Raw genomic sequence first — 11,829 nt, 5'->3', positions numbered from 1 at the left:
AGCGCGGGGCCCGCGCCGGCGCCCAGCGCGTCGAGCGCCGGGCCGGCGGCCTCCCGCGCGGCGCGGCGCGGCGCGGCGATCGCCTCCATCGCCTCGGCCGAGGCCGGCCGGGCCGCCAGCAGCGCATTGTTCGCCCGCCCGCGCTCGATCTGGATGCCGTCGCTGGCGCGGAACAGGGTCGCGGCGTTGCGGTTCACCTCCGTGATGCGGTTCGTGGCGACCAGGTTCTGCCCCGAATGGAAGATCGCCACGCCGACCGCGACGCCGCTGGCCAGGACAAGCAGGGCCAGCAGCAGCGATACCTCGCGGGCGGCAAGACGCGGTGTCAGCGAACGCAGCGACATGGGTTGAGGTCCCGGCAGGTTTATTTGGTCGGGCAGCCTGCCACAGGACCGGTAAACCCCCTGTTGACCGGGCGGCCGGCGGGACCGGCATTTCCCCGCCGCTGCGGGGGCGCTAGATGTCGCGGCGCATGGCCGCCCCGATCTTCCAGGTCCGCAACCGCATGGCCGCCGTGGGCTGGGGCTTCATGGCCGTCTGGCTCGGCATGCTGCTGATGTTCACCTTCATCATGGGGCGCGATGGGCCGCACCCCTCGCAGCCGGCGCTGCTGCAGCAGGGCGTGCTGGCGGGGTTCTGGATCGTCGGGCTCACGGTGGCGGGGCATGTGCTGGCCAAGCCCTGCACCAGGCTCTCGGTCGATGCGGATGGCGCCGCGCAGCTGGTGCGCCGCACGCCCTTCGGGCGCGAGGTCGAGACCTGGCCGCCCGGCGCCATCGCCGCCGTCGAGGTCCGCGAAGGCAAGGATGACGAGGGCGACCCGTACTGGCAGACCTACATGGTCGCGCAGGATGCCGCCGAGCGCATGATCCGCGAAGGCCGCGACCCCGAGGACCAGCGCGCCCTGGCCGCCAGGCTGCGCGCCGCGCTGCGGCTGGGCTGACGCTGGCCGAATCCGGCCCGCCGGATTATGACGGCCCCGGGCCCCGGGCCGTGCGGCGCTGCACCGGCGCCGCGGCCAGGCGCGCCAGCGTCTCCGGGGTCCGGCCGTGTCGCATCCGTCGAAGCACCTGTTGGCCATCGAGGGCCTTGAGCCGCCGCATATCGCGGACCTGCTCGACCTCGCGGAATCCTACGCGCTGCTGAACCGCAGCGGAAAGACGCAGCGCGACCTGCTGAAGGGCCGCACGCTGATCAACCTGTTCTTCGAGGACAGCACGCGCACCCGCACGTCGTTCGAACTGGCCGGCAAGCGGCTGGGGGCGGACGTGATCAACATGTCGGTCAGCACGTCGTCGGTGAACAAGGGCGAGACGCTGCTGGACACCGCCTCCACGCTCAACGCGATGCAATGCGACCTGCTGGTGATCCGCCATGCGCAGTCGGGTGCGCCGGCCCTGCTGTCCCAGAAGGTCGACGCCGCGGTGATCAATGCCGGGGACGGCACGCATGAACACCCGACGCAGGCGCTGCTCGATGCGCTGACCATCCGACGGCACAAGGGGCGGCTCGAAGGGCTGATCGTCGCGATCTGCGGGGACATCGCACATTCGCGGGTGGCGCGGTCGAACATTCATTTGCTGGGCACGATGGGCGCGCGGGTGCGGATCGTGGGGCCGCCCACGCTGATCCCGGCGGATGCCGCGCGGCTGGGGGTCGAGGTCTTCACCGACATGCGCGCCGGCCTGAAGGACGCCGACGTGGTGATGATGCTGCGCCTGCAGCGTGAACGCATGGCGGCCGGTGGCCTGGTGCCCTCGGCGCGCGAGTTCTTCCGCTTCTATGGCCTGGATGCCGAGAAGCTGGCTTTGGCCAAGCCCGACAGCATCGTGATGCATCCGGGGCCGATGAACCGCGGCGTCGAGATCGACAGCGCCATCGCCGACCACCCGACGCGCAGCGTGATCGGGGAGCAGGTGGAGATGGGCGTCGCCTGCCGCATGGCGGTGCTGGACATCCTGGCGCGGCGGCTGCCGCGCAACCGGTAGCGGCCGCCGCGGCGGCCCTTCACCGGCCCGGCAGCATGCGCCGGATCAGCCCGTGGCGATGCACCAGGCTATGGCGCAGCACCACCGCCAGATGCGCGGCGAGCGCCGCCGCCAGCAGCAGCGCGCCGCCGACATGCACCCACTTGCCCGCCAGCGCGAGCCATTCCCAGCGCGGCAGCGGGTTGGGCAGCGCGACAGCGCCGGCGAACAGCACGCCATAGCCGCCGGCCATGACATGCACGAAGCCGCTGACCGGCATCAGGAACATGGCGAGGTACAGGCCGTTCTCCGCATGATGCACCACGCGCTGGTCGCGCGGCGTCAGGCACGGCGCCCAGGGCGGCAATTCCCCCGCGCGGCGCGCCCACAGCCGCACCAGCGCCACCGCCAGCGCCACCAGGCCCAGCGTCTTGTGCCAGTTGTACAGCGCATCGCCCGCCGCGCCGGCATCGTCGGGCAGGCGGGTCATCACCAGGCCGCCGCCGACCTGCACGGCGAACAGCGCCACGACGACCCAGTGCAGCGCCTTGGTCAGGCCGCCATAGCCGGCGGCGGAGTTCAGCAGCGGCATGGGCGGGTCCTTGCGCCGATGGTCGGAAAGCGCCAGCGCAGCGGTGCGGGCGGACCATGTCAATCGCGAGGGATCACATGGCGGGGCCAGCGGAGGCGACGTCGCCGCGTTGCCCGGCATTCCATGCCGAGGACGGGTCGGCGCCGGCCCGGCAGGCGATGCGGCGGGGGGGTCGAGCGATCGCCCGGCGCGGGCGTTGGACAGGCCACGACCAGGCCGGCGAGTCGCGGGCCGGCGCCACGCCCATCCGCGCCGCCACGGGCGCCGCGCGCGGGCGGCTGGCGGGACCGGCGCTTGCGTCTATAACCACCGGCGATGCGCGACCTCCTGATCACCAATGCCCGGCTGCTCGACCCTGCCTCCGGCCTCGATGGCCCGGGGGCGCTGCTGGTGCGCGGGGGGGTGGTGGCCGAACTCGGGCCGGGCCTGGTCGCGCCGGAGGGCGCGGAGACGCTCGATGCCGGCGGCGCCTGCCTCGCACCAGGGCTGGTCGACCTGCGGGCGAACCTTGGCGAGCCGGGGGCAGAGCATCGCGAGACCATCGCCTCCGCGGCGCTGGCCGCGGCCGCCGGGGGCATCACCACGCTGTGCGTGCTGCCGGATACCGATCCGGCGCTGGATGATCCGGCGCTGCTGTCCTTCGTGATCCGCCGCGGCGAAGCGACGGGGTCGGTCGCGCTGCTGCCCTATGGCGCCGCGACGGCGGGCTGCGCGGGGAAGGAACTGGCGGAGCTCGGCCTGCTGCGGGAAGCCGGGGCGATCGCCTTCACCGACGGCGCACGCGCGATCGGGTCGGCGCGGATGATGCGGATCGCCTTGTCCTATGCGCGGGCCTTCGGCGCCTTCGTGGTGCAGCACCCCGAGGAGCCGTCGCTGGCGGGCGGCGGCGCCGCGACCGAGGGGGAACTGGCGACGCGGCTGGGCCTGCCGGGCATCCCGCCGGCGGCGGAGGCGATGATGGTGGCGCGGGACGTCGCACTTGCGCGGCTGACCGGCGGGCATGTGCATTTCGCGCATCTGTCCACCGGCGCGGCGCTGGACCTGGTGCGCGCGGCGAAGGCGGAAGGGCTGCGCGTGACCTGCGACACGGCGCCACCCTATTTCGACCTCAACGAGACGGCGATCGGCGACTACCGGACCTATGCGAAGCTCTCGCCGCCCTTGCGGACGGAGGCGGACCGGCAGGCGGTGGTGGCGGCGCTGGCGGATGGCACGATCGATGCCATCGCATCGGACCACCAGCCGCGCGATGCCGATGACAAGCGCCTGCCCTTCGCGCAGGCCGAGGCCGGGGGCGCAGGCTTGGCCACGCTGTTGGGCGTGACGCTGGCGCGGGTGCATGGGGGCGATTTGTCCATGCTGGCCGCGTTGGCGCTGCTGACCTGCAGGCCGGCGGCGCTGCTCGGGCTGCCGGTGGGGCGGCTGGCGGTGGGCGCGCCGGCGGATCTGGTGCTGTTCCACGCCGAGCGCGGCTGGAAGGTCGAGGCGGGGAAGCTGCCGGGCAAGGCGCAGAACTCGCCGTTCGACGGGCGGGCGCTGGAGGGACGCGTGCTCGGCACCTGGAAGGCCGGGCGGCGGGTGTTCGGGGCGTGATCACCGATCCTTCGATGGGCTTCGTGGTGGCGCTGCTGGGCGCCTATCTGATCGGGTCGATCCCCTTTGGGCTTTTGCTGACACGGGCGGCGGGGCTGGGGGATATCCGGGCGATCGGGTCGGGGAATATCGGCGCGACCAACGTGCTGCGGACCGGACGCAAAGGGCTGGCGGCGGCGACGCTGGTGCTGGATGCGCTGAAGGGCGTGGCGGCGGTGCTGCTGATGCGCTGGGTGGCGCCGGAACAGGACCTGGTGGCGGGGACGGCGGCGGTACTGGGGCACACCATGCCGGTCTGGCTGGGCTTCAAGGGCGGCAAGGGGGGTGCCACGGCGCTGGGCGTCTGCGCCGCGGCGATGTGGCCGGTGGCGCTGTGCTGCGTGGCGCTGTGGCTGGCGACGGCGAAGCTGGTGCGGATTTCATCCGTGGCGACGCTGGTGCCGATGGCGGCGTCTCCGCTGCTGGCGCTGGTGTTTTCGGATGCCGAGCATGCGCTGATGGCGCTGCTGGTCGCGGTGCTGGTGGTCTGGAAGCACGAGGGGAATATCCGGCGGCTGCTGGCCGGGACGGAGCCGCGGATTGGGCAGGGGCGGTAGGGCGGATTTTTAGCCCTTTAGGATTTTAGGCAAGGCGGCCACGGCGGTTTCGGACAAATGCCGGTTGGAAGCAGCGCGCGATTGCCCGTGGGCTTCACAAGCCGCCACGTGCTCTCCACGGTTTCGGACATCCACATGGGTGGCGCGTGCATGGGCCGCTCCCGGACGTTTCGTCGGCGCCGATCGCGAGCGGCTCCTGCGTCGCGATGCACGGATACAGGCCATTTCGGGTTCGACTGGCAGATCGACAGCTCCAAAGACCAATCCTGAACATAACAAGAACATTCGCGCTTGACAAGGGAAAAGCGTCGCGACGGCATGCTTCGCCGGGCGCGATCCGGTGCGCGGCGGCGCCCTGGCGAGGCCCTGCATACGCGAGCGCCAGATCGCGTGCAGGCGTGCTGACGGCGTGCGCGAGAGACGCTGGCAGCCCTCGCATCCCGGCGCCTCCTCACGCCGCGCCACGCGATCACCGTCTGGCTCCGCTCAATGCACCCCCGCCACCGGAACCCCCGCCGGCCCAGGACGCCGCACCCCCACCAGCCGCCGCAAGTCCTCCACCCGCCCCGCCGCCACGCAGGCCTTCAGCAGCGTGAACTCCACCAGGTCCGTCTGCGCGCGGCTGCCGCCGATGCGTTCGCTCTCGGCCAGCAGAGGCTCCAACGCCTCGATCGCCGCGTCGTAATCCCCCCGCGCAAAAGCCAAGAACCCGCCCGCCGCCGCCGGGATCACCGACCCCGACGGATACCGCCCCTCCCGCGCCAGCGCCGCCATCTGCGCGATGCGCGCCTCCAGCCCGGCCGCGTCGCCCGCCACGCTCTGCGCCAGCACCACATGCAGGTCGGGGAAGGATGCGGCCGCGCGGGGGAAGTGGCTGACCGCGAACTCATGCATCTCCCGCCACGCTGCCTCGTCGCGCGGTGCGCCGGCCAGTTCCATCCGCCACAGGAAGGACACCGCATCCTGCAGCTTCTGGCGCGGGAAGCCGCTGTGGCCGGCCAGCGAAAACGCCGCGCGATACAGCCGCGCGGCCTCGGCCAGGTCGCCCTCGGCCAGCGCGCCAAGCGCCTGGTGCCAGTGCAGGTGGCCATGCAGGATGCCGCCGCGCGGGTAGCTTTGCAGCCACTCGGCCAGGAAGGCCCGCGCCGCGCCGGGCTCGCCATCCTCGTAGAACAGATGCGCCTGGGAATGGGCGATCCAGCCGCTGGCCGGCTGCTTCGCGTAGGACCGCGCGATGATCGGCCGCGCGGCGTCGCGCTGGCCGTCCTCGTTCAGCGCCATGGCGTAGCTGGAATCGAACCACCAATCCTCGCCGTAATGCGGCGCGAGCGCGGTCATCAGCGCCGCCAGCCGCGCCTTCTGCCCGCGCTCGCCGGACGACCCGTGCAGCCCGTTCGGATTGGCGGTGGTGTTGAGCACGATCGCATCGCGCGGCCATTGCGCCAGGTGGGCTTGCAGCGCGGCGAGCGTCGTCGCGACGGGCTCGGTCATCATGGTGCGGAAGAAGCGGATCTGGCTCGCCTCGCGCGCGGTGGCACCCGGCAGCAGGGACTCCGCCTGGTCGAGCGCGGCGCGCGCGCCGGCGGCGTCGGCGAAGCTCAGCAGCACATGGGCGCGCGCGGCATGCGCCAGGGCGAAGCCGGGGTCGGCCGCCACCGCGGCATCGAAGGCGTCGAGCACGCCGTCATGCAGCATCAGCAGGCGGTCGAGGCCCCGGACATAGGCGTCGCGCGCGGCGCTGGAGGCGGTGGAAACGGGCAGGTCGTAGCGATCCGTCAGCACGCCGGGCTCTCCGTGGGCAGGGGCGGCAGGGAGCGTAGCGCCGATCGCGGTCCCCGGGATATCGGCGGGGCGGCGGCGCAGGCTTCGGCCGGGACCGGAGCATCGACGCCCCGGGCCGCGCGATACCTGCGCCATGCACACATCCCCTCGCCCGTTCCACGGCTGGCGCGTCGTCGCCGGCGCCTTCGTCATCGCGGTGTTCGGCTGGGGGCTCGGCTTCTACGGGCCACCCATCTACCTGCATGCCCTGACCGACCAGCGCGGCTGGTCGGTCGGCCTGGTCTCGGGTGCCACGACCCTGCATTACCTCAGCGGCGCCGCGTTGATCGCGGTCCTGCCGCGGCTCTATGCCCGCTTCGGCCTTGGCCGCGTGACCCGCCTGGGCACGCTGGCGCTCGCGCTCGGCCTGGTCGGCTGGGCGGCCGCGCAGGCGCCCTGGCAGTTGTTTGTCGCGACGCTGTTCACCGGCTGCGGATGGGTGACGCTCGGCGCGGCGGCGATCAACGCCATGGTCGCGCCGTGGTTCGCGCGGCTGCGGCCGCGGGCGCTCTCGATGGCCTATAACGGCGCGAGCGTCGGCGGCATCGTCTTCGCGCCGCTCTGGGTGTTCCTGATCGAGCGGTTCGGCTTCCTGGCCGCGGCCGTTGTGCTCGGCGTGGCGGCCTTGGTCGTGGTGGGCGGCATCGCGACGCGAATCGTCGCCGTCAAGCCGTCGGAGCTCGGCCAGTTCCCGGATGGCGAGGCCGCCGGGCCCGCTGCCGCGGCCGCGTCGCAGGGTGCGGCACTGCCCGCGGGTGCGCTGTGGCGCGACCGGGGGTTCCGGACGCTGGCGGCAGCGATGGCGCTCGGGCTCTTCGCGCAGATCGGGCTCGTTGCGCATCTCTATTCCCTCATCGCTTCGCCGCTGGGCACAGGGCTCGCCGGGGTGGTGGCGGGGCTGGCGACGGCCTCGGCGATCGTGGGACGGACGATGTTCGGCTGGATGATGCCGGCGGGCGCGGATCGGCGGGTCTGGGCCTCGGCCAGCTACGCGGTGCAGGCCGCGGGCGTGGTGGCGCTGATGGCGTCTGGGTTGGAGGGGCCTTCGGCGATCCTGGCGGGCGTGCTGCTGTTCGGCTTCGGGATCGGCAATGCGACGTCGCTGCCGCCGCTGATCGCGCAGGCGGAGTTCGTCCGGCGGATGCCGCACGGGTGGTGCCGCTGATCGTGGCAAGCGCGCAGGCGGCCTATGCCTTCGCGCCGGCGGTGTTCGGGCTGGTGCGGGAGGTCGGCGGGGTGACGCCCATGCTGGTGCTGACCCTGGTGGTGCAGGGCTTGGCGGTGGCGGCCTTCATGCTCGGGAGGCGCAGGCTTCATCATTCGCCTGTCAGGTGAATTCACGATATCTAATGACGCATGACAGGATTATGTGGTCCCGGCCTGGCTCGGGGTGACGCTGGCGCTCCGGCGGCTGCGGCGGTCGGCGGCGGTGCGGGCAGCCGCCCTCGGCACTGCCTTGCCGGGCGGCGCCGGCGCGGTGGTCCATGAGCCTCGCGCTGCTGCGTCTGGCGCGCACCGAGGGCATCGGCCCCCTCACCTTCCGCAAGCTGCTGGCCCGCCACCGGGATGGCGATGCGGCGCTCGCCGCCTTGCCCGCCCTGTCGGTGGGACGCACCACCCCCTACACCCCGCCGCCGCTCGCCGACGCGAAGCGCGAGGCCGCGGCGCTGGCGAAGCTCGGCGGGCGCTTCGTCTATCTCGACGATCCGCTCTACCCGCCGCTGCTGGCGCTGCTGCCGGATGCGCCGCCGGTGCTGGCCGTGCTGGGCGATGCAGCGCTGCTGGCCGCGCCGGCGGTGGCCATCGTCGGCGCGCGCAACGCCTCGGCCGCCGGGCTGCGCGTCGCGGCGGAGCTGGCGGACAGCCTGGCCGCCAAGGGGCTGACCGTGGTCTCAGGCCTGGCGCGCGGCATCGACACCGCCGCGCATGAGGGCGCGCTGCGGACCGGCGGGACCATCGCCGTGCTGCCCGGTGGCGTGGACGTGGCCTACCCGCCCGAGAACGCCGCGCTGATCGCGCGCATCGCCGCGCGCGGGGCGGTGGTGGCGGAGGCGCCGCTCGGCACCACGCCGACCAACCGGCATTTCCCCAAGCGCAACAGGATCGTGGCGGGGCTTTCGCTGGGTGTCGTGGTGGTGGAGGCGGCGCATCGGTCGGGCACGCTGATCACCGCGCGGCTTGCGCTGGAACAGGGGCGCGAGATCTTCGCCGTGCCCGGCTCGCCGCTCGACGCGCGCTGCCGGGGGTCGAACGACCTGATCCGCCAGGGCGCGCACCTGACCGAGACGGCGGAGGACGTGCTCGACCACCTGCCCGAACAGCCCCGCGCCGGGCCGCTGTTCGACCCGTCCCGCATGGCCGGGACCGCCGAGGACCCGCCGGAGGCCCTCGGCCCGCCTCCGGAAGGGTCGGGTGAAGTGCTTGAACTCATTGGAATGTCACCGGTATCGGTTGACGAGGTGCTGCGACGCTGCCACCTGACTGCCCCCGAACTCCAGGCCGTGCTGACCGACCTGGAGCTGGACGGCCGCGTGCAACTCCTGCCCGGCCATCGCGTCATGCGCAGCACGAACGGGTGATCCGGGCCGAAAATGACCGACGTCGTCGTGGTGGAATCACCGGCCAAGGCCAAGACGATCGAGAAGTATCTCGGGCGTGACTTCACCGTGCTTGCCTCCTTTGGGCACGTTCGCGACCTGGAGGAAAAGGACGGCGCCGTCCTGCCCGACCAGGATTTCGCGATGGTCTGGGGCAAGGATGGGCGCGGCGAGGCGCAGGTCGCCAAGATCGCGACCGCGCTGAAGGGGGCCAAGCGGCTGTGGCTCGCCACCGACCCCGATCGCGAAGGCGAGGCGATTTCCTGGCACGTGAAGGACATGCTGGGGCAGCGCGGCGCGCTGAAGGGCAAGGATGTCCAGCGCATCACCTTCAACGAGATCACCAAGCGCGCCGTGCAGTATGCGGTGGAGCATCCGCGCGACCTCGATATCCCGCTGATCGACGCGTATCTCGCGCGCCGGGCGCTGGATTACCTGGTGGGCTATACGCTGTCGCCGCTGCTGTGGCGCAAGCTGCCGGGGTCGCGGTCGGCGGGGCGCGTGCAGTCGGTGGCACTGCGGCTGCTGTGCGAGCGCGAGGCCGAGATCGAGGCCTTCAAGCCGCGCGAATACTGGACGCTGGAAGCGAAGTTCTTCACCCCCGCCGGCGCGCCGTTCAATGCGCGGCTGACGCATCTGGATGGCCGCAAGCTCGACCAGTTCGACCTGCATGATGCCGGCACGGCGAATGCCGCCAAGGCGCGGGCGGAAGCCGCGACCTATGCGGTGGCGTCGGTCGAGAAGAAGCGCACGCGGCGCAACCCGCCGCCGCCCTTCATGACGTCCACCTTGCAGATGGAAGCGTCGCGCAAGCTGGGGATGGGCGCGCAGCAGGCGATGCGCACGGCGCAGGCGCTCTATGAGGCTGGGCACATCACCTATATGCGGACCGACGGCGTGCAGATGTCGCGCGAGGCGATCGCCGCCATCCGCGACCATGTGAAGGAGGCCTTCGGGCCGTCCTACATGCCCGCCGCGCCGCGCGAATACACCTCGAAGCAGAAGAACGCCCAGGAGGCGCACGAGGCGATCCGCCCGACCGACGTGACCCGCACGCCCGAGGCGATGGCGCGCGAGTTGGATGGCGCGCAGGCCAGGCTGTATGAGCTGGTGTGGAAGCGCGCCGTCGCGTCGCAGATGTCGTCCGCGGAACTGGACCAGACCGCGGTCGATATCGACAGCGCCGACAAGACGCTGCGCTTCCGCGCGACGGGGTCGGTGGTGGCCTTCGACGGCTTCCTGAAGCTGTATCGCGAGGATGAGGACGACCGCGCCGCCGATGCCCGCGCCGGCCTCAAGCCCGCCGACCAGCCGGCGGAGGATGACGACAGCCGCATCCTGCCGCCGATGGCGCAGAACGATGCGCTGAAGCGCGGCGAGGTCACCGCCAGCCAGCACTTCACCCAGCCGCCGCCGCGCTATTCGGAAGCGAGCCTGGTCAAGCGGCTGGAGGAGCTCGGGATCGGGCGGCCCTCGACCTATGCCTCCATCCTGCAGCGGCTGCAGGACCTGAAATACGTGAGCCTCGAGAAGCGGCGCTTCATCGCCCAGGATCTCGGGCGGATGGTGACCACCTTCCTGGTGCGCTTCTTCGACAAGTATGTGGACACCGGCTTCACCTCCGCGATGGAGGAGAAGCTCGACGAAATTTCGGCGGGGCAGACCGATTGGCGGGCGGTGATGCGCGCCTTCTGGAGCGAGTTCTCGGCCGCGGTGGAGGCCACGCGCGACCTCAAGATCCGCGACGTGATCGATGCGCTGGACGAGGATCTGGGCCCGCACATGTTCCCCGCGCGGGCGGATGGCACGGACCCGCGCGTCTGCCCCACCTGCGGCAATGGGCGGCTGGGGCTGCGGCTCGGGCGGACGGGAGCCTTCGTGGGGTGCTCGAACTATCCCGAATGCCGCTACACGCGGCCCTTCGGCGTGGATTCGGGCACCGGCGAGGGCGCTGCGCCGTCCGAGCAGGAACTGGGCGAGGACCCCGCCACCGGCCAGAAGGTCACGCTCAAGCGCGGCCCCTATGGCTTCTACATCCAGCTCGGCGACCCGGGCACGGACGCCAAGGGCAAGCCGACCAAGCCCAAGCGCACCAGCCTGCCCGATGGCGTGGCCCCCGATACGGTCACGCTGAACCACGCGCTCGGCCTGCTGTCGCTGCCGCGCATCGTCGGCCGAGACCCAGAGACCGGCGAGGAGATCACCGCCGGCCTCGGCCGCTTCGGCCCGTATGTTCGGGCGGGCACGGTGTTCAAGTCGCTCGACAAGGATGACGACGTGCTCAGCGTCGGCATGAACCGCGCCCTGGCACTGCTGGCCGATGCGCGGGCGCGCGTGCGCGAACTGGGCCCGCATCCGAAGGACAAGGACCCCGTGACGGTCCGCAAGGGGCGGTTCGGCCCCTATGCCCAGCACGGCAAGACGGTGGCCAACCTGCCGCGCGATGTCGCGATGGAGGACATCACGCTGGAGGACGCGGTCGCGCTGCTGGCCGAGAAGGGCAAGGCGCTGAAGCCGCGCGGGGCGGCCGGGCGCAAGGCATCGAGCGCCAAGGCCGCGCCGCGCAAGGCCGCCGCGGATGCGCCCCCCGGCAAGCCGGCGGCGGCGCGCAAGGCGGCGCCCGCCAAGGCGCCGGCGCGCGCGGCGGCGGCAAAGGCCAGGCC

General features: G+C 72.2%; 11 protein-coding genes. 8 read left to right on the top strand and 3 right to left on the bottom strand.

Going from position 1 to position 11,829, the window contains the following annotated elements:
- Positions 1–344, bottom strand: a 344-nt coding sequence (locus tag LQ222_RS25295; protein WP_230169650.1) for a hypothetical protein, incomplete at its 3' end; no start/stop codon positions are given.
- A gap of 128 nt (positions 345–472) precedes the next feature.
- Here LQ222_RS25295 and LQ222_RS25290 point away from each other — a divergent pair.
- Positions 473–943, top strand: coding sequence for a hypothetical protein (locus tag LQ222_RS25290; protein WP_230169649.1), 471 nt, complete (start codon positions 473–475; stop codon positions 941–943).
- Between the two features lie 106 nt (positions 944–1,049).
- Positions 1,050–1,988 (top strand): aspartate carbamoyltransferase catalytic subunit, encoded by a 939-nt coding sequence (locus LQ222_RS25285; RefSeq protein WP_230169648.1) that lies wholly within the window; start codon positions 1,050–1,052, stop codon positions 1,986–1,988.
- Positions 1,989–2,007: 19 nt separating this feature from the next.
- Here LQ222_RS25285 and LQ222_RS25280 read toward each other — a convergent pair whose 3' ends face one another.
- Entirely contained in the window at positions 2,008–2,559 is a 552-nt protein-coding gene (locus LQ222_RS25280) for a cytochrome b (protein ID WP_230169647.1), read from the bottom strand.
- 315 nt (positions 2,560–2,874) lie between these two features.
- On the opposite strand from LQ222_RS25280, the gene LQ222_RS25275 reads away from it, so the two are divergent.
- On the top strand, positions 2,875–4,152 hold the full coding sequence (locus LQ222_RS25275; RefSeq protein WP_230169646.1) for a dihydroorotase family protein: 1,278 nt from the start codon (positions 2,875–2,877) through the stop codon (positions 4,150–4,152).
- 14 nt (positions 4,153–4,166) lie between these two features.
- Positions 4,167–4,748 (top strand): glycerol-3-phosphate 1-O-acyltransferase PlsY, encoded by a 582-nt coding sequence (plsY, locus tag LQ222_RS25270; RefSeq protein WP_230169651.1) that lies wholly within the window; start codon positions 4,167–4,169, stop codon positions 4,746–4,748.
- Positions 4,749–5,234: 486 nt separating this feature from the next.
- On the opposite strand, the gene LQ222_RS25265 is transcribed toward plsY, so the two are convergent.
- Positions 5,235–6,530: a hypothetical protein gene (locus LQ222_RS25265; protein WP_230169645.1), complete on the bottom strand. Its 1,296-nt coding sequence runs from the start codon at positions 6,528–6,530 to the stop codon at positions 5,235–5,237.
- 133 nt (positions 6,531–6,663) lie between these two features.
- Between LQ222_RS25265 and LQ222_RS25260 the strand changes: the two genes are divergently transcribed.
- The 4 genes from LQ222_RS25260 to topA all read left to right on the top strand — a co-directional run.
- Positions 6,664–7,734, top strand: a complete 1,071-nt coding sequence (locus LQ222_RS25260) for an MFS transporter (RefSeq protein ID WP_230169644.1) — start codon at positions 6,664–6,666, stop codon at positions 7,732–7,734.
- On the top strand, positions 7,722–7,904 hold the full coding sequence (locus LQ222_RS25255; protein ID WP_230169643.1) for a hypothetical protein: 183 nt from the start codon (positions 7,722–7,724) through the stop codon (positions 7,902–7,904). Before LQ222_RS25260 ends, LQ222_RS25255 begins: the two co-directional genes overlap by 13 nt.
- Positions 7,905–8,053: 149 nt before the next feature.
- Positions 8,054–9,148 carry a DNA-processing protein DprA gene (gene dprA, locus LQ222_RS25250; protein ID WP_230169642.1) on the top strand — a complete coding sequence of 365 codons (1,095 nt, stop codon included), beginning with the start codon at positions 8,054–8,056 and terminating at the stop codon, positions 9,146–9,148.
- A gap of 12 nt (positions 9,149–9,160) precedes the next feature.
- Positions 9,161–11,829: type I DNA topoisomerase (gene topA, locus LQ222_RS25245; protein WP_230169641.1), on the top strand; the 2,669-nt coding region annotated here is incomplete at its 3' end.

The organism is Roseomonas sp. CECT 9278, from assembly GCF_918698155.1.
Lineage (GTDB): Bacteria > Pseudomonadota > Alphaproteobacteria > Acetobacterales > Acetobacteraceae > Neoroseomonas.
This window is presented reverse-complemented; position numbering and strand designations above follow the sequence as displayed.

Coding starts and splice junctions, on each gene's coding strand:
- LQ222_RS25290 (WP_230169649.1), top strand. CDS start 473: ATGGCCGCCCCGATCTTCCAGGTCCGCAACCGCATGGCCGCCGTGGGC.
- LQ222_RS25280 (WP_230169647.1), bottom strand. CDS start 2,559: ATGCCGCTGCTGAACTCCGCCGCCGGCTATGGCGGCCTGACCAAGGCG.
- LQ222_RS25275 (WP_230169646.1), top strand. CDS start 2,875: ATGCGCGACCTCCTGATCACCAATGCCCGGCTGCTCGACCCTGCCTCC.
- plsY (WP_230169651.1), top strand. CDS start 4,167: ATGGGCTTCGTGGTGGCGCTGCTGGGCGCCTATCTGATCGGGTCGATC.
- LQ222_RS25260 (WP_230169644.1), top strand. CDS start 6,664: ATGCACACATCCCCTCGCCCGTTCCACGGCTGGCGCGTCGTCGCCGGC.
- dprA (WP_230169642.1), top strand. CDS start 8,054: ATGAGCCTCGCGCTGCTGCGTCTGGCGCGCACCGAGGGCATCGGCCCC.